This is a genomic window from Methylopila turkensis, from assembly GCF_027922325.1.
GTDB lineage: Bacteria > Pseudomonadota > Alphaproteobacteria > Rhizobiales > Methylopilaceae > Methylopila > Methylopila turkensis.
In genome coordinates this window covers 668,577-693,325 of record NZ_BSFL01000001.1, presented here as the reverse complement: position 1 = coordinate 693,325, position 24,749 = coordinate 668,577, and the positions used below count along the sequence as shown (strand labels likewise).

Here is a 24,749-nt window from a genome sequence, read left to right as displayed (position 1 = left end):
ACTCCCGTCCTGACCCCCGTCGGCGCGGGATGCGGGCGAAGCTTCGCGCAGCCGCGGGGCGCGCCGCTATAGGGAACAGGTCGCAGGCGTCGCGCCGCTCAGTTGCGCGCGGGCTCCAGGGCCTCGGCTTCGGTGGTCGGCTGCGCGTCCACGAGGCCCGCGTCGTCGGTCTCCGGGGCCTCCAGCTCGTGATCGCCCGTCAGCCCGTTCTCGATGTAGTCCGCGATGATGCGCGCGAGGTCGCCGTTGGCGCTCCAGGCGCGCAGCACGTCGTGATCGGCGCCTTTCACGAAGTCGATCGAGACGCCGCGCGCGCCGGCGAGATTCGCGGCCTGGATGATGTCCGGCACGTTCTCTGTTCCGACCACGATCTTCAGCTTCTCGATGCGGCCCTTGAGGATGTAGCGGAGATCGGCGCAGCGCGGCTTGAAGAACTCGAAGTCGGCCTTCCAGCGGTTGTCCCGCAGCCGGGTGCGGGCCTCAAGCGAAATCACCGTCTGCGGCGCGATTGAGAGCGCGAACCGGGCTCCAAGCTGCTCGCCGATGCCGACCGCGGCGTATCCTCCCATCGAAGCGCCGACCGTCACCAGCGGCAGGTCCTCGTCGCCGAACTTGTCCTCGATCAGTTCCTCGATATAGGCGGTCGTGCCCTCGAAGCTGTCGGACACGCCCTTGACGCCGAGATTGTACCAGCGCCGCGTGCTGTCCTTCAGGAAGATCGCGTTGTAGGGCAGCGATGCGATCTCATCGACGAGTTCGAAGTCCGGAACGCTGTAGCCGGACCTCTTCACCAGTCCGCCGAACACGACGACATTGGCCTTCGCGCCGGGGGCGTGGGCGATCTTGACGGACTCGTTGATCGTTTCGACTTGATTTGCCATCCACACCCCGACGCGTCTGCGAACGCCCGTAAGCGCACCTTATCGCCTGCTCGGAAGGCGAGGGCGGCCGCTCAGCGAAGTATCACAGGTTCATGCCCAATCTCTGCCCAGAACCCGCTCCCGATGCAAGTCCAGAACGGCTTTGGAAACGACCGCCGATGTGATGCGTCGTCCCGATCCGACACATCAACTTGCGGGCGACCACTGCCGGATTGCTCGCGACCTCTCGCCGGACGGAGCGTTCAGCGAATGATTATTCCAATTTTATGACGACACATTACGTGCTTCTACGAATGCGCCTGCATTTTCGCCCCAAGGATAAGGGGCTGGATCGAGGCTGGCGACGCGCTTATTGGCGCAGAGCTACGACAAGCGCCATGACGCCCACGCCGCAAGGAGGCCGCCAATGTCCCGTCCCGTGCTGATCGCCACAGGGCGCCCGCCCGAGGAGGCGCTGGAGGCGCTCGAACGCGTCTTCGACGTGCGCCGCCTGTGGGAGGCGCCCTCGCTCGACGCCCTGCTGGCGGACGGCGCCGGCGAGGCGGAGGCGATCGCTTCGTTCGGAAAGCGGCCCGTCGACGCCGACCTGCTGGAGCGGCTGCCGCGGATCAGGATCGTGTCGCATTTCGGCGTCGGCTACGACAGCGTCGACGCGGCCTTCGCCGCGCGGCGTGGGATCGTGGTGACCAACACGCCAGACGTCCTGAACGAGGAGGTCGCGGACACCGCGCTCGGGCTGCTCATCACGACCGTGCGCGAGTTCGCCGCCGCGGAGCGCTGGCTGCGCGAGGGCCGCTGGAGCGGGGAGGGGCCGTACCGGCTGACCTCAAGTCTGCGCGGCCGCACCGTCGGCGTGATCGGCATGGGCCGCATTGGCCGCGCCATCGCGCGTCGGCTCGACGCCTTCGATCTGCCGGTGGTCTACCACAGCCGCCGGCCGCAGCCGGATCTCGCCTATCGCCACTACCCCGATCTCGTGGCGATGGCGCGCGAGGTCGACACGCTGATCGCGATTCTTCCGGGCGGCGCCGAGACCAAGGGCGTCATCAACGCCGAGGTGTTTCGGGCGCTTGGTCCCGACGGGGTTCTAATCAACGTCGCACGCGGCTCGGTGGTGGATGAGCCCGCACTGATTGCGGCGCTGCGCGACGGCGTGATTCTCGCCGCGGGTCTCGACGTGTTCGCGCAGGAGCCGCATGTGCCGGAGGAGCTGATCGCGCTGCCCAACGCGGTGCTGTTGCCGCATGTGGGCTCGGCCTCCGTCGCGACGCGCCGCGCGATGGCCGATCTCGTCGTCGCCAATCTCGAGGCCTACGCCGCCGGCGAGCCGCCGCTGACGCCGGTCGCGGAGACGCCGTTCAAAGGATGGGGTCTCTAGGGGACCGAACGCGGAGCTGGGCCGCCGTCGGTCAGCCGGCGGCGGTCCGCTCGTAAGGGTGAATCACGTTCATCAGCGCGCCGTAAGGGGCGAGCAGCAGGAACGCGCCGGCGACCTTCACCACGAAGTCGTAGGTCGCGAGGCTCGCCCACAGCGGCGTCTGCGCAAGGCCGAACAGCGCGACCGGCTCCGACATCGCGGGGTCGCCTGCAAAAGCGAGCGAGAAGAACAGCGCGGTGTCGACCGCGGAGCCGATCAGGCCCGCGGCGAGCGGAGCGCGCCACCAGGCCAGACGGCGCAGCTTCGAGAACACCGCCACGTCGAGCAACTGCCCGACGAGAAACGCCGCGCCCGAGGCGAGCGCGATGCGCGGCGTGGCGAGCCAGATCGACAGCGCGACGGCGAGCGCGAAGCCGCAATACACCACGCGCCGCGCGGCGGCCGGGCCGAAGCGGCGGTTGGTCAGGTCGGTCACGAGGAAGGCGAGCGGATAGGTGAAGGCGCCCCAGGTCAGCTTGTCACCGAGGCCGAGGGCTTCGACCGGATGCTGCACCAGAACGTTCGACGCCGCGACGACCAGGGCCATCGCGGCGACGGGGAACGCCAGTCCGCCCGCCGTGAGCGGCTCGCGCGTCACGGCGTGTCGTCTTGGACGAAAAGAATCAGGAGGCCTGCGCCTGCTCGGCCTGCTGGCCGGCCTTGGCGATCTTGCGCTTAAGGTCGCGCGCGCCCTGGCTCAGCTCGAGCTCGGAGGCCTTCGCGAGGAAAGCGTCGAGGCCGCCGCGGTGCTCCACCGAGCGCAGCGCATGGGCCGAGACCCGGAGCCGCACCGACTGGCCAAGCGCCTCGGACAGCAGCGACACGCGCAGCAGGTTCGGACGGAACGTCCGCTTGGTCTTGTGGTTCGAGTGGCTGACCTTGTGGCCCGAAAGTACGGCCTTGCCGGTCAGTTCGCAGCGCCGCGACATGGGCTCAGCTCCTGAAGGTGACGTTTCGACCCGCGCGTTCGAGCGGCGCTTCGGACGGCTGGCCGTCCGGGCGCGCGCTCCGCGTGCCTGAAAGAGAAGGCGGTCCTATAACGGCGGGGCGGCAGCCCGTCAAGAATTGCGCCCGGCCGCCCGGCTGGGCGGGCGCGCGGGAAGGGCGGCGACATCGGGAGGGCGCGCGCGAGGCCTCACAAAAGGCCGAATATGATTTAGCCTCTTGGGGCCGCTTGGCGTGTCGGCATCGCCGTGATTCTTCGGCGCGCCGCGCGTCGTCCGTCCAGACGTCGTCGCAAGGGTTGCTCGTGGCCGTCCGATTCCTTGTCCGTCTCAGCGCGATCGCGCTCGTTTTCGTCGCGTCCGCTCAGGCCGTATCCGCCGCCGAGACGCGGGTGCGCGCCCGCTACGACCTCACGCTCGCGGGCTTCAACATCGGCACCGCGTCGATGCAGGCCGGCATTCAGGATCAGAGCTACGACCTCAACGTCAGCGCCCGCATGACCGGGCTCGCGCGGTTCCTGACGGGCGGGCGCGGGGCGGCGACTGCCCGTGGCGCGGTGCGCGACGCCACGGTCGCGCCGGCCGCCTACGCCATCAACACCCGCTCGGGCGAGAAGGGCCAGGTGATCCGCTTCGCGCTCGCCGCCGGGGCCATCCGCTCAATGCTGGTCGAGCCGCCGGCGCGGACCGAGGGGATCGTCCCCGTCTCCGACAGCGACAAGCGCGGCGTTCTGGACCCCGTGAGCGCCCTGATGATGCCGGTGGCGGGCGCGGGCGATCCGCTGGCGTCGTCGTCCTGCAACCGCACCCTGCCGGTGTTCGACGGCCGTCAGCGCTTCGATGTCACGCTGCGCTACGACCGCACGGAGACCGTCAAGGGCGCCTCATCGGCTCCCGGCCAGTACGAAGGCCAAGCCATCGTCTGCAAGGCGAGCTACAAGGCGATCTCCGGCCACCGGCCCGGCCGGAAGCAGGTGGCCTTCATGGAAAGCAACAAGGACATGGAGGTCTGGCTGGCTCCGGTAGCCGGTACCCGCGCGCTGCTGCCTTGGAAGATCTCGGTCCGGACCGAGGTCGGCGTCGCCGTGATCGCCGCCAGCTCCTTCGTCGTCGTCCGGCCCGGCGACAAGGACAAGAAGGTGGGCGCCGACCTCTGACCGTCGGATCCCCCGCCGACGCGCCCGTTGCGCGGGCGCCGAGCTCTTGTCCCGCTGCGGAACTGCCTCTCGGGTTGTGGCGGCGTTTCCCCGACCCGGGATTTCGCGAGTCGCGCCAAGTGTTTGGAACGAATCGGGAATCGCAATCGAGTCGCCGATTCGACCCGCCTTCGTTCCGGACTCGTTCCGGTTTTGCGGGTTCGCGAAAGACTCGCGCCGCGTGCATCCGACCGGGTCAGGATGCTAAGGAAGGGTGAATGACCGACGTCGCTGATCTCGCGCCGGCGCCCGCCTCCGACATCCTGGCCCCCATGCGCGGCCGCGGCGTCACCGCGGTGCTCGGCCCCACCAACACCGGCAAGACCCATCTCGCCATCGAGCGAATGGCGGCGCACGGCTCCGGCCTGATCGGCCTGCCGCTCCGGCTGCTGGCGCGCGAGGTCTACCAGCGGCTTGTGGAGAAGGTCGGGGCGGAGAAGGTCGCGCTCGTCACCGGCGAGGAGAAGATCAAGCCGCTCGGCGCGCGCTACTGGGTCTCGACCGTCGAGGCCATGCCGCGCGACCTCGACGTGGATTTCGTCGCGATCGACGAGATCCAGCTCTGCGCCGACCTCGACCGAGGCCACGTCTTCACCGACCGGCTGCTGAACCGGCGCGGCCGCTACGAGACGCTCGCGCTCGGCGCGGCCACCATGAAGCCGCTGGTGGAGAAGCTGCTGCCCGGCGCGCATGTGGTCGGGCGGCCGCGGCTCAGCCAGCTCATGTTCGCCGGCGAACGCAAGCTGACCCGCCTGCCGCCGCGCAGCGCCATCGTCGCCTTCTCCGCCGAGGAGGTCTACGCCATCGCCGAGCTGATCCGGCGGCAGCGCGGCGGCGCCGCGGTGGTGCTCGGCGCGCTCAGCCCGCGGACGCGCAACGCGCAGGTCGCGATGTACCAGGCCGGCGACGTCGACTACCTGATCGCGACCGACGCCATCGGCATGGGCCTCAATCTCGACGTCGACCATGTCGCCTTCGCCGGCGACCGCAAGTTCGACGGCCATCAGTTCCGACGACTGAACCCCTCCGAGATCGCCCAGATCGCCGGCCGCGCCGGCCGCCACCTGCGCGACGGCACGTTCGGCACCACCGGGCGCTGCCCGCCGTTCGAGCCGGAGCTGGTGGAGCGGCTGGAAGGCCACAGCTTCGACGCGGTGAGGGTGCTGCAGTGGCGCAACGCCCGGCTCGACTTCGCCTCCGTCGGCGCTCTGCTTGACAGCCTGTCGCGTCCGCCGGCGGAGGCGGGCCTGACCCGCGCGCCCGACGCCGACGACGTCCGCGCGCTCGCTCATCTCGCCCGCGACCCGCTGGTGCGCGACGCCGCGCGCGGGGCGAAGGCGGTGTCGCTGCTGTGGGACGTATGCCAGGTTCCGGACTACCGCCGGATCGCCCCGGCCCAGCACACGGAACTTCTCGCCGAGCTCTATGGTTTTCTGAGCCGGCCGGGTAAGGTCCCGACCGACTGGTTCGCGCGGCACGTCGCCTTGACCGACCGCGCCGACGGGGACATCGACACGCTATCCGCGCGCATCGCGCATATCAGGACCTGGACGTTCGTCGCCAATCGCGCGGATTGGCTGGACGACCCGGTCCACTGGCAAGGAGTGACGCGCGGCGTCGAGGACAAGCTGTCGGACGCGCTGCACGAGCGGCTCGCCCAGCGTTTCGTCGATCGTCGCACCAGCGTCCTCATGCGCCGCCTCAGGGAAAAGGACATGCTCGAGGCTGAAATCACGAAGGATGGCGGCGTGACCGTCGAAGGTCACCACGTCGGGCGGCTCGCGGGCTTCCAGTTCGCGCCGGATTCGTCCGCCGACAGCGTCGAGGGCAAGGCGCTCAGAGCTGCGGCCGCCAAGGCGCTGACCGGCGAGATCGAGGCCAGGGCCAACCGCTTCGCCAACGCCGGCGACGGCGACATCGTGCTGGCGGCCGACGGGGCCGTGCGCTGGCAGGGCGAACTGGTCGGGAAGCTCGCCAAGGGCGACAAAGCGCTCAGCCCGCGCATCCGCGTGCTCGCCGACGATCAGCTCGCCGGCGCCGCCCGCGAGCAGGTCGACAAGCGCATGGACCAGTGGATCCGCGGCCATGTGGCGAAGCTGCTCGGGCCGCTTTCGGCGCTGGAGCAGGCCGAGGACGTCACCGGCGTCGCGCGCGGCGTCGCGTTCCAGCTCGTCGAGGAGCTCGGCGTGCTCGACCGCGCCCGCGTGGCCGACGAGGTCAAGGGGCTCGATCAGGACTCGCGCTCGAGCCTGCGCAAGCACGGCGTGCGCTTCGGCGCGCACCACATTTATCTGCCGGCTCTGATGAAGCCGGCGGCGCGCGCGCTGGCCGCCCAGCTCTGGGCGCTCGCCCATGGCAAGGACGCCGACGCCAAGGTCGACGACGTCGCTCATCTCGCCGCCTCCGGCCGGACCTCGATCCCGGTCGACAAGGAGATCGACAAGGGCGTCTACCGCGCGCTCGGCTACCGCGTCTGCGGCGAGCGGGCGATCCGCGTCGACATTCTCGAACGGCTCGCCGATCTGATCCGCCCGGCCATCGCCTGGAAGCCCGGCCAGACGGGCGTGGCCCCGGCGGGCGCCTTCGAGGGCAACGGCTTCACCGTCACCGTCGCGATGACCTCGCTCGCGGGCTGCTCCGGCGAGGACTTCGCCACCATCCTGCGCTCGCTCGGCTACCGCATGGAGCGGCGTCCGAAGCCGGCGGAGCCGGTCGCGCCGCCCGCGCCCGTCGAGGCGGAGGCCCCGGCGGCCGAGGCCGCCGTGGAGCCGGACGTCGCCGAGACGGTCGAAACCGCGGCCCCCGACATCGCGGACGCCGATCTCTCCACGGAGGCTGACGTCGTCGAGGCGGCGCCCGACGCCGTCGAAGCGGACGAGACCGAGGAGGGCGCTCCCGAGCCTGTCGCCCACGACACGCCGGTGTTCGACGCCGCGGCCTCCGAGCCCGCTCTCGTCGACCCGGTCGCCCCCGACGAGCCGGAGCCGGAGACGGTCCTCGCGGCGCTCGCCGAGGAGGACGTCGAGGCCGGCGGGATCGACGCCGAGGCGGCCGAGACCATTTCGGAGACCGCCGTCGACGTCGCCGTCGACGCCGCGCCCGAGGCTCCCGCGGCGGACGCCGGCGCGGCCGAGCCTGAGACGATCGAAGTGTGGCGTCCGGCCGGCTTCGGCCGCCGCGAGCGCCCGGACCACCGCGGCGGCCGGCGTGACCGGCGCCCCGCGGGCGGCGAGCGGCCGGCGGCTGCGCAGGCCGCTCCGGGCGAGGCGCGCGAGCCGCGAGGCGGCCCCGAGAGGGGGCCGCGTCCCGACCGCGATCGCCCCCGCGGCGACGGCGGTCGTCCGCACGGTGACGGCGGTCGACCCCAAAGCGAGGGCGGACGCCCCGGCGACGGGCGCAAGGGCGGCCGTGACCGCCGTGGCGGCGACCGCCCCGATCGGGACCGCCCGCGCAGCGGCGAGGATCGTGGCCGGCGGCAGGGCGGCGGCGCGCCGGTCATGACCTCCGCGCCTCCGAAGCGCCCGGAGCGCGGGCCGGATCCGGACTCGCCCTTCGCGAAGCTCGCCGCGCTCAAGGCCCAGCTCGAGCAGGGCCCGAAGCCCGGTCGCGACCCCAAGGGCGGGCAGGGCGCGCGAAAGGGCTCCGACGCCAACGGCGACGTCTGACGGGACCATGCGGAGGCCGGAGGAGAGCCCGCCGGAACGCCTCCGCATCGACGTCTGGCTCTGGCGCGCTCGTGTCGCCCGGACGCGCGCGCTGGCGGTCGGGCTCGTCCAGTCCGGCCATGTCCGCGTCAACGGCCAGCGCGTGCGCGCCCCCGGCCATGGGTTGAAGCGCGGCGACGTGCTGACGATCGCGCTGTCGGCGGCCGTGCGCGTGCTGCGCGTCGCGGAGTTCGGCGAACGACGCGGGCCGGCCGCGGAAGCGCAGGCGTTGTTTGAGGAACTGGGCGACGGCGACGGGCGGCTCGCCTAAGCCCGTCGCATGTGGGCGCGACAGGCGGACGCGTCGCGGGCGACCTTGCGAAGCGTAGGCGCGTCCGCTACGTCACGCGGACAGAACCGGGAGACTGGCATGACCTACGTGGTCACCGACAACTGCATCCGCTGCAAGTACATGGATTGCGTGGAGGTGTGCCCGGTCGACTGCTTCTATGAAGGCGAGAACATGCTCGTCATCCACCCCGACGAGTGCATCGATTGCGGGGTGTGCGAGCCGGAATGCCCGGCGGAGGCGATCAAGCCGGACACCGAGCCCGGGCTCGAGAGCTGGATCAAGTTGAACGGCGACTACGCCAAGACCTGGCCGAACATCACGGTCAGGCGCGACCCGCCGGAGGACGCCAAGGACTTCGACGGCAAGCCTAACAAGCTGGCGGAGTTGTTCTCGCCGGAGCCCGGCCAGGGAGACTGAGCGGCGCCGCCACGGCGGAAGCGTGTGGCGCCCATGCGTCTATTTCATTGATTTTTTAGTCCGTTCGTGATACCAATCACGCAACGGTCAAAAACGACGCGCGCCGCCTAAGCCGTCATGCCGACGGTGTTTTCGCCAGGAAAGCTGAAGCGGTTGAAACTGTCCGGGCGTCGTATCGGCGCGACGGGACACGCGGCGTTTTTCTCTGAGGGAGCGGAGTGCGGAGGACCCGGACGTTTGCGCCGGGCTCGTCGTTCGCCGTCGCCGCCGACCCGGCCCGCCGGGTTCCACTTGTCGCGGTCCGTCCCGCCGCGGGACGACACGGAGTTCGGAACAGCATGACCACCAAGAAGACTTCGCAGGCCAAGCACGGGTTCAAGGCGCTGGAGCACGTGGTCTACCCGTCGCACGGCGTCGGGCAGATCGTGGCGATCGAGGAGCAGGAGATCGCCGGCCACACGCTCGAGCTGTTCGTCATTTCCTTCGAGAAGGACAAGATGACGCTCCGCGTGCCGGTGGCGAAGATTACGAGCGCCGGCATGCGCAAGCTGTCCGAGCCGCAGGTGGTCGCCAAGGCGCTCGAGACCCTGACCGGCCGCGCCCGCGTCAAGAAGACGATGTGGAGCCGCCGCGCGCAGGAGTACGAGGCGAAGATCAATTCCGGCGATCTCGTCGCCATCGCCGAAGTTGTGCGCGACCTCTTCCGCGCCGACACCCAGCCCGAGCAGTCCTACAGCGAGCGTCAGCTCTATGAATCGGCGCTCGACCGTATGATGCGCGAGCTCGCCGCCGCCGAGCGGCTGACCGACATCGAGGCCCAGAAGAAGATCGAAGGCCAGCTCGCAAAGGGCCCCCGCCGCGGCGGCAAGGCCGAGGAGATCGAGGCGGAAGCTGACGTCGCCGAGCAGGAAGAGGCCGCCTAAGGCGCTTTTGTTGCCTGCGGAATCGTTTGCAAAGGGCCCGGCGCATATGCGCCGGGCCCTTTGTCGTTTCCGCCCTTCGCGCGTTGCGCGCCGGAGCGGCCCGGCAAGGGCGAAAGGCGCTCAGTTCACGGAACCGTGAACAAAAAACTCCAGTCCGGCCATGTCCTTTTTGCGGTCTTGGGCGTTTTCCCCCCGTGAAAGCCGTCGTCGGCGGTTCAACGGGGAGTTCCACGATGTCCCAGATGGCCGGTGTTCGCCGCCGCTTCGTTCGCGCCGCCATGGAGGCGCCGTTCCTGGAGCGTGAGGAAGAGCACGATCTGGCCGTCCTGTGGAAAGAAGAGAAGGACGAGGTCGCGCTGCACCGTCTCGCCGCCGCCCATATGCGGCTCGTGATCGCCATCGCCGCGCGTTTCCGTCACTATGGCCTGCCGATGCCCGACCTGATCCAGGAGGGCCATGTCGGCCTGCTGGAGGCCGCTGCCCGCTTCGAGCCGGAGCGTGAGGTGCGGTTCTCGACCTACGCCACCTGGTGGATCCGCGCCGCGATCCAGGATCACATCCTGCGCAATTGGTCGATCGTGCGCGGCGGCACCTCCTCGGCTCAGAAAGCGCTGTTCTTCAATCTGCGCCGCCTGCGCGCCCGTCTCAGCCGCACCGGCGAGACGATGATGCCCGGTGCGCTGCACGACAAGATCGCCGAGGCTGTCGGCGTGTCGGTCAAGGACGTCGCGCTGATGGACTCCCGGCTCTCGGGCCCCGACATGTCCCTCAACGCCCCGATCCTCGACAGCGACCCGAACTCTTCGTCCGAGCGCATGGACTTCCTGGTCGACGACAACCCGCTGCCGGACGAGACCGTGGGCGACTCAATCGACGGCGAGCGCCGCGTCCGCTGGCTGCGCTCCGCGCTCGGCGTTCTGAACGAGCGCGAGCTGAACATCGTCCGCGCCCGTCGTCTCGCCGAGAACGCCGTGACGCTGGAGGCGCTCGGCGAACGTCTCGGCATCTCCAAGGAGCGCGTGCGGCAGATCGAGAACCGCGCCCTCGAAAAGCTCCGCCGCGCGCTGGTGGAGCAGAACCCCCAGGCCATCTCCGCCGCGGCGTCCTGAAAGCGTCCGCATCGCCCGCGTCCGCGCGGTGACACCCAAAATTCCTGGCGCGAAAAGCAAAGACGCCCGGTTGTTCGCCGGCCGTCTTTCGTTCGGTTCAGGGGCCGCCTCGCCGTAGGGCTTGAGTGCCGGCTCTCGGAAATGGTCGCCCAGAGCCTAGTTCGTCCTTCGGCTCGACCGGACGACCCCATCCGTGACGTCGAATTCGACATCCGGCGCGGAGCGGCCGGTTAGGCCAAACCATGCAATGTGGAGGGACGTTAAGGCCCCGCGGCTCATACGATCAGGACGTCGGTGTGGTCGAACGTGACATTCAGGCCCGGCGAAAGCCGCGCGAACAGCACCGCGGCTCCGGACCCCGCGCCGTCGGCGTCGTAGGACAGATTTCCAGACGCCTGGTCGTAAACGAGGTGCGTGGCGAAGGCCTCGGCGGAAAGCGCGCCCAGCGTGAACGCGCTGAAGATCGCGTCGTCGAGCCAGATCTTGTCGCCGCCGTGGGCGAAGCCGCGCACCGTGTCCACATTGGTCGGCCCCAGCGCCGTGTCGAACACGAAGACGTCCGCGCCCTTGCCGCCGTTCAGGGTGTCGTTGCCGAGGCGCCATACAGGCGGTCCGCCCCACCGCCGCCGATCAGGACGTCGTCGCCGTCGCCGCCGTGCAGGGTATTGGCGTGGGCGTTGCCGGTGATGCGGTTGGCGAGTTCGTTGCCGACGCCGGTCGCGGCCCCGGCGGTCTCGGTGAGCTCCAGGTTCTCCACATTGGCGCTCAGCGTGTAGGAGACGTTGGCGACGACGGTGTCGAGGCCGCGGCCGACGCCCTCGATCACCTGATCGGCGACCGAGTCGACGATGTAGGTGTCGTCGCCATGACCGCCGCGCATGATGTCGCCGCCGGCTCCGCCGTCGATGACGTCGTTGACCACCGAGCCGTTGATGATGTCGCGGCCGTCCGAGCCTTCGATGCGCACCACGTCGGCGTAGGGGCCGGACTGATCCCAGCGCTCGAACACGAAGTCCCTGAGATCGGCGCGGCCGTCCACGGTCTCGATGATCAGCGTCTCTTTCGAGTTCGGGCTCTGGCCCCGGATGACGTCAATCTGGCCATACAAGTCGAATTGGCTGTCGAGAAAGCGCGCGGTGACGCCCTCCGCCAGACCGCGGCCGTCGAGCCGGAGAACCTCAAAATTTGTGATGGCGCTTTCGGTGAAATCGGCATAGCCGGAGGTTGACGACGTGCGGACATGAAGCGTGTCCACGCCGTTGTCGCCGGAGGCGGAGCCTCCAAGCGCGGCTCCGGACGCGTAGACGAAGACGACGTCATTTCCCTCGCCGCCGCTGATCTCGTCGCCGATGTCGACCGTCGGCGCGTTGGCGGCCCAGGTGATCCGGTCGTTTCCATCGTAGCCGCGGATAAGGTCTCGCGCGTCCGTTCCGGAAATGATGTTGTTCCGGTCGTTGCCGAAAATGGTGAAGGAGCTGAGGTCTAGATCGAAGTCGGAAAGATCGAACGACGGAGTGAAATTATCGGTGTCGAGATTGATCCGAACGGAAGCGTAGCCACTGATTTTAGCGTTCAGGGATACGAGACCTTCGCCGAACTTGCTGGAATTTGCGAGAAAAGAAGCCGGGTCATAGATGCCGCCCAGGCGCAGGTGCTCAAACGACGTGTAAGTCGAATCTCCGGCCAGAGATGGTATCGGTCCATACAACGTCCCCGGGATCCACAGCGTGTCGTAGCCGTCGCCGCCGTCATAAAATCCCTGGCTGTAGACCCGGATCAGGTCGTCGCCGTCGCCGCCATAGACCTCGTCGCCGGAGCCTTCCTGCGAAACGATCGTGTCATTTCCGCCGAGGCCATAGATGATGACAGGGTCGCCATAGGGCCGGTCCCTGAGTTCGTCGTCGCCCTCGGTTCCGGTGATCACGCGCGGCATGCCGGCCTCCCTCGAACGCCGCGCGCCATACACGGCTCCGCTCCGATGCTAGCCGGGGCGGACAGAAGCGGCAATGGCGACGCGCGTCAAGGTTGCGTCTGGCTGGCGGGCGCGCTCGCGGCGGCGTTCTGCCAGGCGGCGAAGGCGTCGGCGAAGGCCTGGCCGCCGGGGGTGCCCTTCTCCAATGTCAGCACGGCGCGGCGTCCGTTGTCGTAGAGGATCGGGATGTCGATCCAGCCGCGGTCGCGCAGAAGCTGCTCGTTGACGATGCGCTCGTTCTCGATGTTCGAGAGCCCGATCAGGAAGAACCCGCTCGTCACCCGCACCGAAAGCCCCGAGACCGGCGCGCCGCGCGCGGCCTCGTCGGTCTTCATCAGGATGCCGGGGACGTTGGCGACGCCGGCGTTGGCGAAGTTCTCCGGCAGCCGGAACTGGATCTCGACGGTGTGGCTCGCAGGCAGCGTGGCGTCGGTGTTGCGGCGGATCGTCAGCGTGGCGCGGATGCCGCGCGCGGGCACCTCGACGTCGCCGCGGAGCGCCGTCTCGAGCGCCTGCCCCTGCGCGGCGTTGACGGATTCGGTGCGCCACAGCACCGAGCCGTCCACCTGCTCGCCGGACTTCTGGTCGGAGCCTTCCTCGTAGAGAATCGCGCGCTGGGCGACGAGCGGGCCGGCCGGCTGGCTCGGCTGCTGCGACGGCTGGGTCGCGGGGGACTGCGGCTGCGGCTGCGCGGTCGGCGCCTGCGGCTCGGTCCCCGGGCCGGCGTCGGGCGCGCGCGCCACGTTGGTCTCGGGCGGGCGTCCGGGCTCGGCCTGCGGCGGGGGATCGCTGAGCAGACGGTCGTCGGACTTGCCGCCGTTCGCCGGCGTGGCGGCTTCGGGCGTCGCGGCGTCCTTCGCCCCATTGGCGGCCGTGTCGGTCGCGGCGGTCTGCGTCGCGCCGCCGCCGAACAGGGCGGCGATCTGGTCGCGGCCGACCGCGACGCCGGCCACGATCGCGACCAACGCGAGCGCGGCCACGGCGACCAGCGGGCCGCGGCTCTTCTTCGGGCGCTCTGCGCCGGCTTCGCCGGCGGCGCGGATGATCGGCCGGCCGTCGGCGCGCACTTCGGGGCCGCGGCGCGGGGCCGGGGAGCGCTGCGGCTGCGGCGGGGCGGCGTCGGGCGCGGGCTCGGGCCGCCGCTGAGGCGGAGGAGGCGACGCCTTCGGCGCGGGTTCCGCCGCCTTCGCGGCGGGCGCCGGGGCGGCGCTGGCGCCGCCGCCGTGCTCCTCCTCGACGCGGGCGATCGCCTCCTCGAGGCGCATGCGCTCGCGCGAGATGTCGTCTTCCGACAGCGGCGGATCGATGCTTCGAAGCTGGCGGATGATCGCGGCGCGCGCCCGTTCATAGACTGCGCGCCGGTTCTCGCCCGTGTTCGCCGGAAGTCCCGCGACCGCGCGCGAGAGCACTGGGAAATAGTCCGCCATGACTCACGACATACGTCAGCCGTCCGCGCCCGTCGAGGGCGCCGAAGACACGACGCCGAAAGCTTTTTCAGTCCTCGAACGGGTCGGCCACGAGAATCGTGTCGGCGCGTTCGGGCGAGGTCGAGACCAGCGTGATCGGGCAGCCGATCAGCTCCTCGACGCGGCGGACGTACTTGATCGCCTGCGCCGGAAGATCGGCCCAGGAGCGCGCGCCGGCGGTGGTGCCGCTCCAGCCCTCGATGGTCTCGTAGACCGGCTTCACCCGCGCCTGCGAGCCCTGGCTCGCGGGCAGGCGGTGGATCTCCTGGCCGTCGAGCTCGTAGCCGACGCAGACCTTGATCTCGTCGAGGCCGTCCAGCACGTCGAGCTTGGTCAGCGCGATGCCGTCGATGCCGGAGATGCGCGCGGTCTGCCGGAGCGCGACGGCGTCGAACCAGCCGCAGCGGCGCGGGCGCCCGGTGACGGTGCCGAACTCGTGGCCGCGCTCGCCCAGCCTACGGCCGACCTCGTCGGTCAGCTCGGTCGGGAACGGGCCCTCGCCGACGCGGGTGGTGTAGGCCTTGGCGATGCCGAGCACGTAGCCGATCGAGCGCGGCCCGAGGCCGGAGCCGGTGGCGGCCTGGCCCGCCGTGGTGTTCGACGACGTCACGAACGGATAGGTGCCGTGGTCGACGTCGAGCAGCGCCCCTTGCGCGCCCTCGAACAGGATGCGGTCGCCGGCGCGGGCGCGCTCGTCGAGCAGCTCCCAGGTCGCGGCGATGTAGGGCAGCACCTTCGGCGCGGCGGAGGCGAGCTCCTCGTAGATCGAGTCCACCGTGAGCTCGGGCAGATTGAAGCCGCGACGCAGCGCGTTGTGGTGGCTGAGCAGACGCTCGATCTTGGGGCGCAGCGTCGGCAGGTTGGCGAGGTCGCGCAGGCGGATGGCGCGGCGGCCGACCTTGTCCTCATAGGCCGGGCCGATGCCGCGCTTGGTGGTGCCGATGCGGGTGCCTTCGTTCGAGCCCTCGCGCAGCGCGTCGAGCTCGCGGTGGACGGACAGGATCAGCGTGGCGTTGTCGGCGACCTTAAGGTTTTCGGGCGTCAGCTCGACGCCCTGGCCCGTGAGCCGGCCGATCTCGTCGGCGAGCGCGTGCGGGTCCACCACCACGCCGTTGCCGATCACCGAGAGCTTGCCCTTGCGCACGACGCCGGACGGCAGCAGCGAGAGCTTGTAGGTGACGCCGTCGATCACGAGGGTGTGGCCGGCGTTGTGGCCGCCCTGGAAGCGGACGACCACGTCCGCCTTCTCCGACAGCCAGTCGACGATCTTGCCCTTGCCCTCGTCGCCCCACTGGGCGCCGACCACGACGACGTTCGCCATGCTGAATTCCTTCCGGTCCCTGCGTCAGGACAAAAAAAGACCCCGGCTCGGGAGAGCCGGGGTTCTCCCGCGGCNGGGGGGGGGGGGGGGGGGGGGGGGGGGGGGGGGGGGGGGGGGGGGGGGGGGGACGCGGTTCCCCAGCGCGGCGCCCGCCGCGTGTCTGTGCAGGCTGGGCTCTCGATGCGCCGATGGCGACCGCCCCTTGCCAAACGGCCGGACGCCCGCGCAGTCATGCCCGCCTTCGCGGGCATCCACGACTTCCATGCTGACGCGCTCCGGGCCCCAAGTCGTGGATGCCTGGCATGCGCCGGGCATGACGTGGAGCGCGGAAAAGGCGTCAGCCCTTTCGTCGCTCGGCGAGCAGAGCTTCCGCGCTCCGAAGATTCCTGCTCGCGATGGCGTGGTAGTGCGGTGCGTTGGCGACCGTTAATTCCTCCAGCGCTGCGTGGTAGGCGGCGATGGCTTCCTCCAGCCGCGCCGTGTCGCCCTCACGCTCGCCGAGCACCCTGAGCGCATTGCCGAGATTGTTCTGCGTCATCGCCCATTGGAGCGGGACGCGCTCGCGCGTGTATTCCTCCAGCGCCGCGCGGTAGGCCGCGACCGCCTCCTCCAGCCGGCCGGTCCCGCTCTCGCGCCCGCCGAGGGCTCGGAGCACGGCGCCGAGATTGTTCTGCGTCATCGCCCATTGGAGCGGGACGCGCTCGCGGGTTCGCTCCTCCAGCGCCGCCCGGTAGGCCGCGACCGCCTCCGCCAGCCGGCCGGTCCCGCCCTCGCGCCCGCCGAGCGTCTGGAGCGCATTGCCGAGATTGTTCTGCGTCATCGCCCATTGGAGCGGGACGCGCTCGCGCGTGTATTCCTCCAGCGCCGCGCGGTAGGCCGCGACCGCCTCCTCCAGCCGGCCGGTCCCGCCCTCGCGCCCGCCGAGCGTCTGGAGCGCATTGCCGAGATTGTTCTGCGTCATCGCCCAGTCGAGCGGGACGCGCTCGCGAGTTCGCTCCTCCAGCGCCGCGCGGTAGGCCGCGACCGCCTCCTCCAGCCGGCCGGTCCCGCTCTCGCGCTCGCCGAGCGTCTGGAGCGCATTGCCGAGATTGTTCTGCGTCATCGCCCATTGGAGCGGGGCGCGCTCGCGGGTGTGTTCCTCCAGCGCCGCCCGGTAGGCCGCGACCGCCTCTTCCAGCCGGCCGGTCCCGCCCTCGCGCCGACCGAGCTCCAGGAGCGCATTGCCGAAATTGTTCTGCGTCCCCGCCCAGTCGAGCGGAACGCGCTCGCGGGTTCGCTCCTCCAGCGCCGCGCGGTAGGCCGCGACAGCCTCTTCCAGGCGGCCGGTCCCACTCTCGCGCTCGCCGAGCGTCTTGAGCGCATTGCCGAGATTGTTCTGCGTCGTCGCCCATTGGAGCGGGGCGCGCTCGCGGGTGTGTTCCTCCAGCGCCGCCCGGTAGGCCACGACCGCCTCTTCCAGCCGGCCGGTCCCGCCCTCGCGCCAACCGAGCTCCAGAAGCGCATTGCCGAAATTGTTCTGCGTCCCCGCCCAGTCGAGCGGAACGCGCTCGCGGGTTCGCTCCTCCAGCGCCGCGCGGTAGGCCGCGACAGCCTCCTCCAGCCGGCCGGTACCACTCTCACGCTCGCCGAGCGTCTTGAGCGATACCCCGAGATCCGTCAGAGCCGAGCTGTGCTCATCTGGATCGCCAGCCTGCGCGCGCGCGTTACGAGCGATCTCGATCGAGACCTCAAGTTCGAAGTTCAGCCCTTTGTCGCGGCCGCGGACGTACCATTCGTTCTGCGCGGCACGCAGCGCGGCGAAGCGCTTCGTCCGATCGTCTTGCTGTAAGGCGACCATACGCTCGACGCGCTTCGCGGCCGACCTCGCGTCACGGCGCAGGATGCCCTGATCGAGGCCGGCCTGCAGAAGCTTGAGGCCGTCCGCCAGCGACGCTTCACGACGTTCGTCCTCCCGCCTCCGCCACTCCCCATAGGCGTCGTCGGCGACCTTCGCCGCTTCGTCGAACGCGCCCGTCTTCGACTTGTCGGCGATGCGCGCGAGAACGTCGTCCACGAAGGAGCCGCGATTGGCGGCGCGGCCTTCCCTGGCGACGTCCACGGCGACGTCCACGGCGCGACGCAATTCGATGATCGCGCGGTCGTAATCCGGAACGTCCGCGTTGATTCGCCGGGCGAGTTCGATGATCGCGCCGCGTTGCACGCCCGCCGCGCTGGCCGCATGCGTCATTTGGCTGGTCAGCCCGCCGATCAGACGTTGCAATTCCTCGGGCGACGTTCCGATGACGATCCGGGAGTCCGTCACGTCGCCGCAGATTCCGACGGCTCCGTCCGCCTTGATCTCGCAATCGCCCCTCGCCGCCGCCGGAGCGCTCGCGGCGGTGAGCGTAGCCGACAGAGCGACGGCGATCGGCAGGCGCGAGCCGGTCCTCGTCATCAGGGCCGCTTCTGAGGCTCGGGCGCCGCTGACGCGTTGTCGGAGCGAGCCCCGGATGAGATCGTCGAGCCGGAGACGTTGCCGCCCACGCCGATCCCGCCCTGACTGGCGTCGATGCTGACGCCCGGTCCCGTCGGCGGCGCGGAGAAATGGACGTAGGCCGTCCAAATGCCGGAGACGACGACGACCGCCGCGCCTCCAAGCCAGGCGAGGAGCTCACGGTTGCCCTTGCGCTGGATGAATGACCAGAGACCAGACATCGACGCCCCCGCGACGGATCATGGGCATCCGGGGTCGACAGCCCCGGAGCTCTTCTGAATTCAGTCACAACGTTGAGATGCATCCAAGCGGAATAATCGTTTTCGGCGTAGCGCGGCCGCCGCCGGAGCGACGCATCCGCGCAACGGTCTTCTCAGCGGCGGATGGCGACCGTCAGCCTTGCATTCTCACTCGTTCCTCTGCCGCCGTATCACGCTTCAGCATGCGTCCGCGCATGAAAACCCCGGTGGCGTTCGCCGGGCCCCGAACCGATATCCTCGGAAACCATGAGGACCTGACCGATGACCGATCCCGCTTCCGCCGGCGCCTCTCCCAAGACACCGTCCGCCGCGCTGCCGGACGCGCTTCGGCTCGGGGTCGCGGAGCTCGCGGTGTCCGATCTCGGGCGCTCGGTCGCGTTCTACGAGCGGGTCGTGGGGCTGAGAACGCTCGACCGCGAGGGCCGGGTCGCGACGCTCGGCGGCGCGGGCGGGGAGGGGGTGATCCGGCTCGTCGAGACGCCCGGCGCAGCGCCGAAACCGCGCGCGGCGGCCGGGCTGTTCCACATCGCGATCCTGCTGCCGGAGCGGCGCGACCTTGGCCTGACGCTCGCCCGGCTGCTGCGGGAGGGCGTCCGCCGGCTCGGCGCGTCCGACCATCTCGTCAGCGAGGCGCTCTATCTCGACGATCCCGACGGCAACGGGCTCGAGATCTACCGCGACCGGCCGGAGGCGGAGTGGCCGCGCGAGAACGGCGCGCTGAAGATGGCGACCGAGCCGATGGATCGGGACGGCGTTCTGGCGCTGCTCGGGGCCGGCGCCGATCTCGACGCGCCCCAGCCGGCGGGAACGCGGCTCGGCCATGTGCACCTGCAGGTCGGCGACCTTGCGGCGGCGCGCGCGTTCTGGATCGACGCCGTCGGCTTCGCGCTCACCACGACCTATCCCGGCGCGCTGTTCATGAGCGCGGGCGGCTACCACCACCATCTCGCGGCGAACGTCTGGTCGAGCCGCGGAAGCGGCCCGGCGCCGGAGGGCTCGGCCGGGCTGCGGTCGTTCGAGATACTGCTGCCGGACGGAGGCGCTGTGGAGGAGGTCGCCGCAAGGCTCCGCGCCGCCGGCGTCGCGACGCGCGAGCGCGACGGCCTCGAGGCCTCCGACCCGTGGGGCTCGACCGCGCGATTCCGCGTGGCCTGAGCGCCGGCGTTCGGGGCGGCTCGACCGGCCGCGCCGCGGAAGCCGGAAACGAAAAAAGCCGCCGCGGCGAACCGCGACGGCTTTCGATCAGCTCACGAAGGGGCGGCGCAGGCTCAGGCCCGCGCCTCCATCTGCGCCACGTTCTTGCGCACCGCGTCCTGTACCTTCTCGAAGGCGCGCACCTCGATCTGGCGCACGCGCTCGCGGGAGACGCCGAACTCGCTCGACAGCTCCTCGAGGGTGAGCGGGTCGTCGGCGAGGCGCCGCGCCTCGAAGATGCGGCGCTCGCGGTCGTTCAGCACCATCAGCGCGCCCGAAAGCGCCTGGCGGCGGTTGTCCAGCTCCTGATTCTCGGCGAGGCGGCTCTCCTGGCTGTCGGTCTCGTCGACCAGCCAGTCCTGCCACTCCGACGAGCCCTCGTCCTCCCGGAGCGGGGAGTTGAGCGAGGCGTCGCCGCCGAGCCGGCGGTTCATGTCGATGACGTCCGTCTCGGTGACGCCGAGCTTGGTCGCGATCTGCTTGACCTGGTCGGGCCTGAGGTCGCCCTCGTCCAGCGCCGAGATCTGGCTCTTGGCCTTGCGCAGGTTGAAGAACAGCTTCTTCTGGTTCGCGGTGGTGCCCATCTTCACGAGCGACCACGAGCGCAGGATGTACTCCTGGATCGAAGCCCTGATCCACCACATGGCGTAGGTTGCGAGCCGAAAACCCTTCTCGGGCTCGAAGCGCTTCACGGCCTGCATGAGGCCGACGTTGCCCTCCGACACGACCTCGCCGATCGGCAGGCCGTAGCCGCGATAGCCCATGGCGATCTTGGCCACGAGGCGGAGGTGGCTGGTGACGAGCCGATGCGCGGCGTCGCGGTCGCCATGCTCGCGCCAGCGTTTGGCGAGCATGTACTCTTCCTGCGGCTCCAGCATCGGGAACTTGCGGATCTCGTCGAGGTACTTCGACAGTCCATTGTCGCTGACGAGGATCGGGAGTGCGGCGGATGCCATATGCGTCTCCTTCGGAAAGGGCTCCCTTTCGGCGGGCCCCGGTTGCGACCGCGCCTTCGCGCCGATCGCCTTTGGTCGAAGTTATAACGCGGGAGCGCGGCGGAATGGTGTCAAATCCGCTTCACGCTGCTGTGCGATTATGCATGCCTCACTGCGCGTCGAGGGCGTCGATCATGCGCTGGAGGTCGGTCGGCGCCGGGCTCTCGAAGTGGAGCTCCTCGCCTGTCGCGGGGTGGGCGAAGCCCAGTTCGGCCGCGTGCAGCGCCTGGCGGCCGAGCGTGGCGAGCGCCGCGCGGCCGGCGTCGTCGAGCCGCGACGCCTTGGTGCGGTGCGAGGCGCCGTAGACGCCGTCGCCAAGCAGCGGGTGGCCGAGCTCGGCCATGTGCACGCGGATCTGGTGGGTGCGGCCGGTCTCCAGCCGGCAGGCGAGCAGGGCGGCGCCCGCCCGCTCGAAGCGCCTCAGCGTCTCCCAGTGGGTGATGGCCTCGCGGCCGTCCTTGCGCACGGCGATCTTCTCGCGGTTGCGCTCGCTGCGGCCGAGCGGCAGGTCGACGACGCCCTTCGGGCGCGCGGGCAAGCCCCAGACCAGCGCGAGATAGGACCGGACCAGCGGCCCGGTGCGGCCATGGTCGGCGAACTGGGCGCTCAAGGCGCGGTGGGCGGCGTCGTGCTTCGCCACCACCAGCAGGCCGGACGTGTCCTTGTCGAGCCGGTGCACGATGCCGGGGCGCGCGACGCCGCCGACGCCGGACAGGCTCGCGCCGCAATGGTTGATCAGCGCGTTGACGAGCGTGCCGTCGGCGTGGCCGGCGGCGGGGTGCACCACGAGGCCTGCAGGCTTGTCGATTACGATGAGGTGCTCGTCCTCGAACACGACGGCGAGGGGGATGTCCTGCCCTTCGGGCTCGGCCGCGGCGGGCGGCGGAACCGCGACCGCGAAGGCGTCGCCCGCGTTGACCCTGGCGGAGGGGTCGACTAGCGTCCGGCCGCCGGTGGAGACCGCGCCCTGGCGCATGAGCGCCTGGATGCGCGCGCGCGAAAACGCCGGCAGCCGGGCGGCGAGGAAACGGTCTGCGCGCGCGCCGGCGTCGTCGGGCCCGGCCGTGACGGTTTCGACCGTTTCGGTCGCTGCGACCTGGACGCCCGCGGGCGAGGATGAGGCTTCTGGCATGACGGCGCTACAGGGTTCGAACGAGCCGGGCATCGACGAGATCGCGGCCGACGACGACCCCCGCATCCGGCAGGTCTACCAGCGGCTGAGGCGGCTGTTCCTGATCGGCGGCCTGACGATGGGCGTCGGCTTCCTCGCCGTGATGTCGGCGATCGCCTACCGCGTCGTCAAGTCGAACCATGCCGCGGCCGGGATCACGGAAGCGACGCTTCCGCTTCCCGCCGGCGCGCGCGTGCTGGCGACGGCGGCGGACGGCGGCCGCATCCTGGTCACCGTCGAGGTCGAGGGGCGCGTCAGCGTGCACGCCTTCGACGCCGGCTCCCTGAAGCCGGTCGGCCGGCTCGACGTCGTTCCTGGCGGCCCGGCCGCGGCCCCATTGCGCGGCGGCGAGGCGAAATAATCCGACGCCGCCGCTTGATGCCGGCCCGCGTCCCGGCTATAGGGTGCGCCTCCCGCGAGGCTCCCTTCGTCTAGCGGTCTAGGACGTCGCCCTCTCACGGCGAAAACAGGGGTTCGAGTCCCCTAGGGAGCGCCATTCCTGACAATTCGGACGCGGTCGCGACCGTCGGCTTTTTCCGGCCTCGTCGTCAGCTGCCGCCCATCGCCACTTTCCGGTTGTCGCCAAGGTCGGGTCGCTCGTCGGACAGCCGCGCCTTCGCCATCTGGAACGCGACGGCGATCGGGTTGGTCTTGCCGTCCCAGAACTCCGCCGCGGTGGGGCGGACGACCAGCAGCCGTACGTTCGGGTCCTCAGGACCTTCCGGGAACCACAGCTTGGCCATCTCGCTAAACCGCGCCTTGATCGCGGCGCGGTCGTTCAGCACCTCGGCGACCCCGGAGATCGAGACGTAGTTTTGGGAGCCCGGCTTCGCGAAGGCGAGGCAAACTTCGGGATCGGCCGCGATCTCGTCGTCCTTGTGATGACGGACGTCGGTCAGAAAGGTCACGGCGCCGGCGTCGCGGTCGATCTTCGCGTGCATAGGCCGCGCCCGTAGCGCTGCGCCTGCTTTCGAGGTGAGCATGCAGACGCCGATGTCCTCGGCGAGATCATAAACGCGGTCGACGTCGGTGGCTGTCGTCACGGTTAGTCTCCTATTAGCTTTGGGTCGCGCTGATCGCACGCGCGCTGGCAGGCGTCATGGCTGCGCGCGCCCCGATGGGATGAGCGTGCAAAACCTCGCGGCGTTTACGAATGTGAGGAGCGGCCGGCGAGTCGGCGTGAGGCTGCCGGTCATAAACCGGTGCGTTCGAGCCGGCCGCGTGTGGCGACAAACGCCAGTCCAAGACACCAAAAGACCGGCAGGCGGTTTTACCGCTCCACGCTCGATGTGCGGCCCTAGTTCGTCAGCGAAGTCCGAGGAAGGACAGGATCGCGAGGACGATCACGATCAGGCCGACGAGATAAATGATCGAGTTCACGAGCCGCTCCTTATGTCCGGCGGACAGAGTTTTTGGTGGCGATAGAGCGGAAACGACTCCGGCGGCGATTTTGTTCCTGCGCCCGGGACGGCGGAGGCTCGCCGGGAGCTGCGGCTCGCTTGCGGGAGCCCGGCGCGTTAGGCTCCGCGCAAAACGCGCGAGGATCCCTCATGGACGACAAGCCCGCCATCCGTCTCACCTCCATGGCTCATGGCGGTGGCTGCGGCTGCAAGCTCGCGCCGGCCGTGCTGCAGGACATCCTCAAAAAGATGCCGGTTCCGGTGGCCTGCCCCGATCTGCTGGTCGGGACCGAGACCTCCGACGACGCAGCGGTCTACCGCCTGAACGACGACCAGGCGATCATCGCCACCACCGATTTCTTCACCCCGATCGTCGACGACCCGTTCCAGTTCGGCCGCATCGCCGCCACCAACGCGCTGTCGGACGTCTACGCCATGGGCGGAACGCCGCTGTTCGCGCTGGCGATCGTCGGCATGCCGATCTCGACCATCCCGGTCGAGACCGCGCAGGACATTCTCGCCGGCGGCGCCGAGACCTGCGGCCGGGCCGGAATTCCGATCGTCGGCGGACATTCCATCGACTCGCCCGAACCGATCTATGGGCTGGTCGCGATCGGTCTGACCCGCCCCGATCGCGTGCTGACGAACGCGAGCGCGAAGCCCGGCGACGTGCTGGTCCTGACCAAGGGCCTGGGCGTCGGGATCTTCTCGGCGGCGATGAAGAAGGGCGAACTCGGCGACGCCGCCTACCGCGCCATGATCGCCTCCACCACTACGCTCAACAGCGTCGGTCCCGCGCTCGCCGCGCTCGACGGCGTCCACGCCATGACGGACGTGACCGGCTTCGGGCTGCTAGGCCACCTGCTCGAGATGTGCCGCGGCTCCGGCGTCTCAACCGAGATCGACGAGGCGGCCGTGCCGCTGCTTGAAGGGGCTCTGGCGCTGGCTGAGGCAGGCTACGTCACCGGCGCCTCGGGCCGCAACTGGACGAGCTACGGCGACGCCGTGCGCTGGCCGGAGGACCGCCCGCTCTGGCGCCGCGCGCTGATGTGCGACCCGCAGACGAGTGGCGGCCTGCTGGTCGCCGTCGCCCCCGACGCCGTTGAGCGCGTGCTCGAAACCTGCCGCGCCGCCGGCTTCGCCGCGGCGAGCGTCGTCGGCCGCGTGGGCGAGGGTCCTGCCGAGGTGACGTTCCGGGCCTGAGCCGCCCACAGATATCAACTGTGTCGGCTCGATCGCGGGAGGGAGGCGAGCCGCGCCGATTGGCCAGGCGCCGGTCATGGCTCCAACCGGAAACGGCTGCGAGCGCGATCCACCCAAGAATAGAGGGCCATGACGCCTGGGGGCTGAAGCGCGCCCCCCTCCTGCCGATCAGCGACGGGAGCAGGCGTCAGGGCGGCGAGACGCCGGACGAGGTGATCGCGCCGCTCCGGCGCGGTCATCCGTCGATCGCGCTATGCAGCGTCGATGGGTCGGGCGAAACCGATGTGCGTTTCCGTCCTCGGCCGCAGCGCGCGCAGGACGTTTGGTGGACTTGGAGCGGGCGATGGGATTCGAACCCACGACCCCAACCTTGGCAAGGTTGTGCTCTACCCCTGAGCTACGCCCGCCCGC

22 protein-coding genes and 2 tRNA genes are annotated in these 24,749 nt (G+C 70.1%); 11 read left to right on the top strand and 13 right to left on the bottom strand.

What is annotated here, in order from left to right:
* Nucleotides 1-98: 98 nt before the first annotated feature.
* A complete protein-coding gene (locus tag PKE78_RS03235) occupies nt 99-881 on the bottom strand; it encodes an alpha/beta hydrolase (RefSeq protein WP_271199401.1) in 783 nt (260 codons plus the stop codon).
* A gap of 406 nt (nt 882-1,287) precedes the next feature.
* On the opposite strand from PKE78_RS03235, the gene PKE78_RS03230 reads away from it, so the two are divergent.
* Nucleotides 1,288-2,259, top strand: a complete 972-nt coding sequence (locus PKE78_RS03230; protein ID WP_271199400.1) for a 2-hydroxyacid dehydrogenase — start codon at nt 1,288-1,290, stop codon at nt 2,257-2,259.
* Between the two features lie 31 nt (nt 2,260-2,290).
* On the opposite strand, the gene PKE78_RS03225 is transcribed toward PKE78_RS03230, so the two are convergent.
* Together PKE78_RS03225 and rpmB are read right to left on the bottom strand one after the other, a co-directional pair.
* Complete coding sequence (locus tag PKE78_RS03225) at nt 2,291-2,845, bottom strand: queuosine precursor transporter (RefSeq protein WP_271200058.1); 555 nt, start codon at nt 2,843-2,845, stop codon at nt 2,291-2,293.
* 76 nt (nt 2,846-2,921) lie between these two features.
* Nucleotides 2,922-3,227 (bottom strand): 50S ribosomal protein L28, encoded by a 306-nt coding sequence (gene rpmB / locus PKE78_RS03220; RefSeq protein WP_271199399.1) that lies wholly within the window; start codon nt 3,225-3,227, stop codon nt 2,922-2,924.
* 320 nt (nt 3,228-3,547) lie between these two features.
* Between rpmB and PKE78_RS03215 the strand changes: the two genes are divergently transcribed.
* The 6 genes from PKE78_RS03215 to PKE78_RS03190 all read left to right on the top strand — a co-directional run bounded on the left by PKE78_RS03215 (nt 3,548) and on the right by PKE78_RS03190 (nt 10,883).
* Nucleotides 3,548-4,399 carry a DUF3108 domain-containing protein gene (locus tag PKE78_RS03215; RefSeq protein ID WP_271199398.1) on the top strand — a complete coding sequence of 284 codons (852 nt, stop codon included), beginning with the start codon at nt 3,548-3,550 and terminating at the stop codon, nt 4,397-4,399.
* Between the two features lie 257 nt (nt 4,400-4,656).
* Nucleotides 4,657-8,103, top strand: a complete 3,447-nt coding sequence (locus tag PKE78_RS03210) for a helicase-related protein (RefSeq protein WP_271199397.1) — start codon at nt 4,657-4,659, stop codon at nt 8,101-8,103.
* Between the two features lie 7 nt (nt 8,104-8,110).
* Nucleotides 8,111-8,413, top strand: a complete 303-nt coding sequence (locus tag PKE78_RS03205) for an RNA-binding S4 domain-containing protein (protein WP_271199396.1) — start codon at nt 8,111-8,113, stop codon at nt 8,411-8,413.
* Between the two features lie 99 nt (nt 8,414-8,512).
* Nucleotides 8,513-8,851, top strand: coding sequence for a ferredoxin FdxA (gene fdxA, locus PKE78_RS03200; protein ID WP_271199395.1), 339 nt, complete (start codon nt 8,513-8,515; stop codon nt 8,849-8,851).
* Between the two features lie 338 nt (nt 8,852-9,189).
* A complete protein-coding gene (locus PKE78_RS03195) occupies nt 9,190-9,774 on the top strand; it encodes a CarD family transcriptional regulator (protein WP_309299088.1) in 585 nt (194 codons plus the stop codon).
* A 233-nt stretch (nt 9,775-10,007) separates the two neighbouring features.
* Entirely contained in the window at nt 10,008-10,883 is an 876-nt protein-coding gene (locus PKE78_RS03190; RefSeq protein WP_271199394.1) for an RNA polymerase factor sigma-32, read from the top strand.
* A 275-nt stretch (nt 10,884-11,158) separates the two neighbouring features.
* On the opposite strand, the gene PKE78_RS03185 is transcribed toward PKE78_RS03190, so the two are convergent.
* From PKE78_RS03185 to PKE78_RS03160, 6 genes are all read right to left on the bottom strand, one after another.
* Nucleotides 11,159-11,434 carry a hypothetical protein gene (locus tag PKE78_RS03185; protein WP_271199393.1) on the bottom strand — a complete coding sequence of 92 codons (276 nt, stop codon included), beginning with the start codon at nt 11,432-11,434 and terminating at the stop codon, nt 11,159-11,161.
* Nucleotides 11,435-11,460: 26 nt separating this feature from the next.
* A complete protein-coding gene (locus tag PKE78_RS03180; RefSeq protein ID WP_271199392.1) occupies nt 11,461-12,816 on the bottom strand; it encodes a calcium-binding protein in 1,356 nt (451 codons plus the stop codon).
* 86 nt (nt 12,817-12,902) lie between these two features.
* Nucleotides 12,903-14,282, bottom strand: a complete 1,380-nt coding sequence (locus PKE78_RS03175; RefSeq protein WP_271199391.1) for a hypothetical protein — start codon at nt 14,280-14,282, stop codon at nt 12,903-12,905.
* Between the two features lie 67 nt (nt 14,283-14,349).
* Nucleotides 14,350-15,642, bottom strand: coding sequence for an adenylosuccinate synthase (locus PKE78_RS03170; RefSeq protein ID WP_271199390.1), 1,293 nt, complete (start codon nt 15,640-15,642; stop codon nt 14,350-14,352).
* Nucleotides 15,643-15,979: 337 nt separating this feature from the next.
* On the bottom strand, nt 15,980-18,076 hold the full coding sequence (locus tag PKE78_RS03165; RefSeq protein WP_271199389.1) for a tetratricopeptide repeat protein: 2,097 nt from the start codon (nt 18,074-18,076) through the stop codon (nt 15,980-15,982).
* Nucleotides 18,076-18,336: a hypothetical protein gene (locus PKE78_RS03160; protein ID WP_271199388.1), complete on the bottom strand. Its 261-nt coding sequence runs from the start codon at nt 18,334-18,336 to the stop codon at nt 18,076-18,078. The genes PKE78_RS03165 and PKE78_RS03160 overlap by 1 nt, the downstream gene beginning before the upstream one ends.
* A gap of 300 nt (nt 18,337-18,636) precedes the next feature.
* On the opposite strand from PKE78_RS03160, the gene PKE78_RS03155 reads away from it, so the two are divergent.
* Nucleotides 18,637-19,530, top strand: coding sequence for a VOC family protein (locus tag PKE78_RS03155; RefSeq protein WP_271199387.1), 894 nt, complete (start codon nt 18,637-18,639; stop codon nt 19,528-19,530).
* Between the two features lie 113 nt (nt 19,531-19,643).
* Here PKE78_RS03155 and rpoH read toward each other — a convergent pair whose 3' ends face one another.
* Both rpoH and PKE78_RS03145 read right to left on the bottom strand, forming a co-directional pair.
* Nucleotides 19,644-20,525: an RNA polymerase sigma factor RpoH gene (rpoH, locus tag PKE78_RS03150; RefSeq protein ID WP_271199386.1), complete on the bottom strand. Its 882-nt coding sequence runs from the start codon at nt 20,523-20,525 to the stop codon at nt 19,644-19,646.
* Nucleotides 20,526-20,673: 148 nt separating this feature from the next.
* Nucleotides 20,674-21,696, bottom strand: coding sequence for an RluA family pseudouridine synthase (locus tag PKE78_RS03145; RefSeq protein ID WP_271199385.1), 1,023 nt, complete (start codon nt 21,694-21,696; stop codon nt 20,674-20,676).
* Between PKE78_RS03145 and PKE78_RS03140 the strand changes: the two genes are divergently transcribed.
* Nucleotides 21,695-22,096 (top strand): hypothetical protein, encoded by a 402-nt coding sequence (locus tag PKE78_RS03140; protein WP_271199384.1) that lies wholly within the window; start codon nt 21,695-21,697, stop codon nt 22,094-22,096. The genes PKE78_RS03145 and PKE78_RS03140 overlap by 2 nt on opposite strands.
* Nucleotides 22,097-22,155: 59 nt before the next feature.
* Nucleotides 22,156-22,231 (top strand) — tRNA-Glu (locus PKE78_RS03135).
* Nucleotides 22,232-22,283: 52 nt separating this feature from the next.
* Here PKE78_RS03135 and PKE78_RS03130 read toward each other — a convergent pair.
* Entirely contained in the window at nt 22,284-22,778 is a 495-nt protein-coding gene (locus PKE78_RS03130; protein WP_271199383.1) for a pyridoxamine 5'-phosphate oxidase family protein, read from the bottom strand.
* Between the two features lie 507 nt (nt 22,779-23,285).
* On the opposite strand from PKE78_RS03130, the gene selD reads away from it, so the two are divergent.
* Nucleotides 23,286-24,338 carry a selenide, water dikinase SelD gene (gene selD / locus PKE78_RS03125; protein ID WP_271199382.1) on the top strand — a complete coding sequence of 351 codons (1,053 nt, stop codon included), beginning with the start codon at nt 23,286-23,288 and terminating at the stop codon, nt 24,336-24,338.
* A 332-nt stretch (nt 24,339-24,670) separates the two neighbouring features.
* On the opposite strand, the gene PKE78_RS03120 is transcribed toward selD, so the two are convergent.
* Nucleotides 24,671-24,745: transfer RNA gene (locus tag PKE78_RS03120), tRNA-Gly, on the bottom strand.
* Nucleotides 24,746-24,749 lie beyond the last annotated feature (4 nt).

What these genes read in the sequence shown, in the direction of transcription:
- PKE78_RS03235 (WP_271199401.1), bottom strand. Translation starts at nt 881, where the DNA reads ATGGCAAATCAAGTCGAAACGATCAACGAGTCCGTCAAGATCGCCCAC.
- PKE78_RS03230 (WP_271199400.1), top strand. Translation starts at nt 1,288, where the DNA reads ATGTCCCGTCCCGTGCTGATCGCCACAGGGCGCCCGCCCGAGGAGGCG.
- PKE78_RS03225 (WP_271200058.1), bottom strand. Translation starts at nt 2,845, where the DNA reads ATGGCCCTGGTCGTCGCGGCGTCGAACGTTCTGGTGCAGCATCCGGTC.
- rpmB (WP_271199399.1), bottom strand. Translation starts at nt 3,227, where the DNA reads ATGTCGCGGCGCTGCGAACTGACCGGCAAGGCCGTACTTTCGGGCCAC.
- PKE78_RS03210 (WP_271199397.1), top strand. Translation starts at nt 4,657, where the DNA reads ATGACCGACGTCGCTGATCTCGCGCCGGCGCCCGCCTCCGACATCCTG.
- PKE78_RS03205 (WP_271199396.1), top strand. Translation starts at nt 8,111, where the DNA reads ATGCGGAGGCCGGAGGAGAGCCCGCCGGAACGCCTCCGCATCGACGTC.
- fdxA (WP_271199395.1), top strand. Translation starts at nt 8,513, where the DNA reads ATGACCTACGTGGTCACCGACAACTGCATCCGCTGCAAGTACATGGAT.
- PKE78_RS03195 (WP_309299088.1), top strand. Translation starts at nt 9,190, where the DNA reads ATGACCACCAAGAAGACTTCGCAGGCCAAGCACGGGTTCAAGGCGCTG.
- PKE78_RS03190 (WP_271199394.1), top strand. Translation starts at nt 10,008, where the DNA reads ATGTCCCAGATGGCCGGTGTTCGCCGCCGCTTCGTTCGCGCCGCCATG.
- PKE78_RS03180 (WP_271199392.1), bottom strand. Translation starts at nt 12,816, where the DNA reads ATGCCGCGCGTGATCACCGGAACCGAGGGCGACGACGAACTCAGGGAC.
- PKE78_RS03175 (WP_271199391.1), bottom strand. Translation starts at nt 14,282, where the DNA reads ATGGCGGACTATTTCCCAGTGCTCTCGCGCGCGGTCGCGGGACTTCCG.
- PKE78_RS03170 (WP_271199390.1), bottom strand. Translation starts at nt 15,642, where the DNA reads ATGGCGAACGTCGTCGTGGTCGGCGCCCAGTGGGGCGACGAGGGCAAG.
- PKE78_RS03165 (WP_271199389.1), bottom strand. Translation starts at nt 18,076, where the DNA reads ATGACGAGGACCGGCTCGCGCCTGCCGATCGCCGTCGCTCTGTCGGCT.
- PKE78_RS03160 (WP_271199388.1), bottom strand. Translation starts at nt 18,336, where the DNA reads ATGTCTGGTCTCTGGTCATTCATCCAGCGCAAGGGCAACCGTGAGCTC.
- PKE78_RS03155 (WP_271199387.1), top strand. Translation starts at nt 18,637, where the DNA reads ATGACCGATCCCGCTTCCGCCGGCGCCTCTCCCAAGACACCGTCCGCC.
- rpoH (WP_271199386.1), bottom strand. Translation starts at nt 20,525, where the DNA reads ATGGCATCCGCCGCACTCCCGATCCTCGTCAGCGACAATGGACTGTCG.
- PKE78_RS03140 (WP_271199384.1), top strand. Translation starts at nt 21,695, where the DNA reads ATGACGGCGCTACAGGGTTCGAACGAGCCGGGCATCGACGAGATCGCG.
- PKE78_RS03145 (WP_271199385.1), bottom strand. Translation starts at nt 21,696, where the DNA reads ATGCCAGAAGCCTCATCCTCGCCCGCGGGCGTCCAGGTCGCAGCGACC.
- selD (WP_271199382.1), top strand. Translation starts at nt 23,286, where the DNA reads ATGGACGACAAGCCCGCCATCCGTCTCACCTCCATGGCTCATGGCGGT.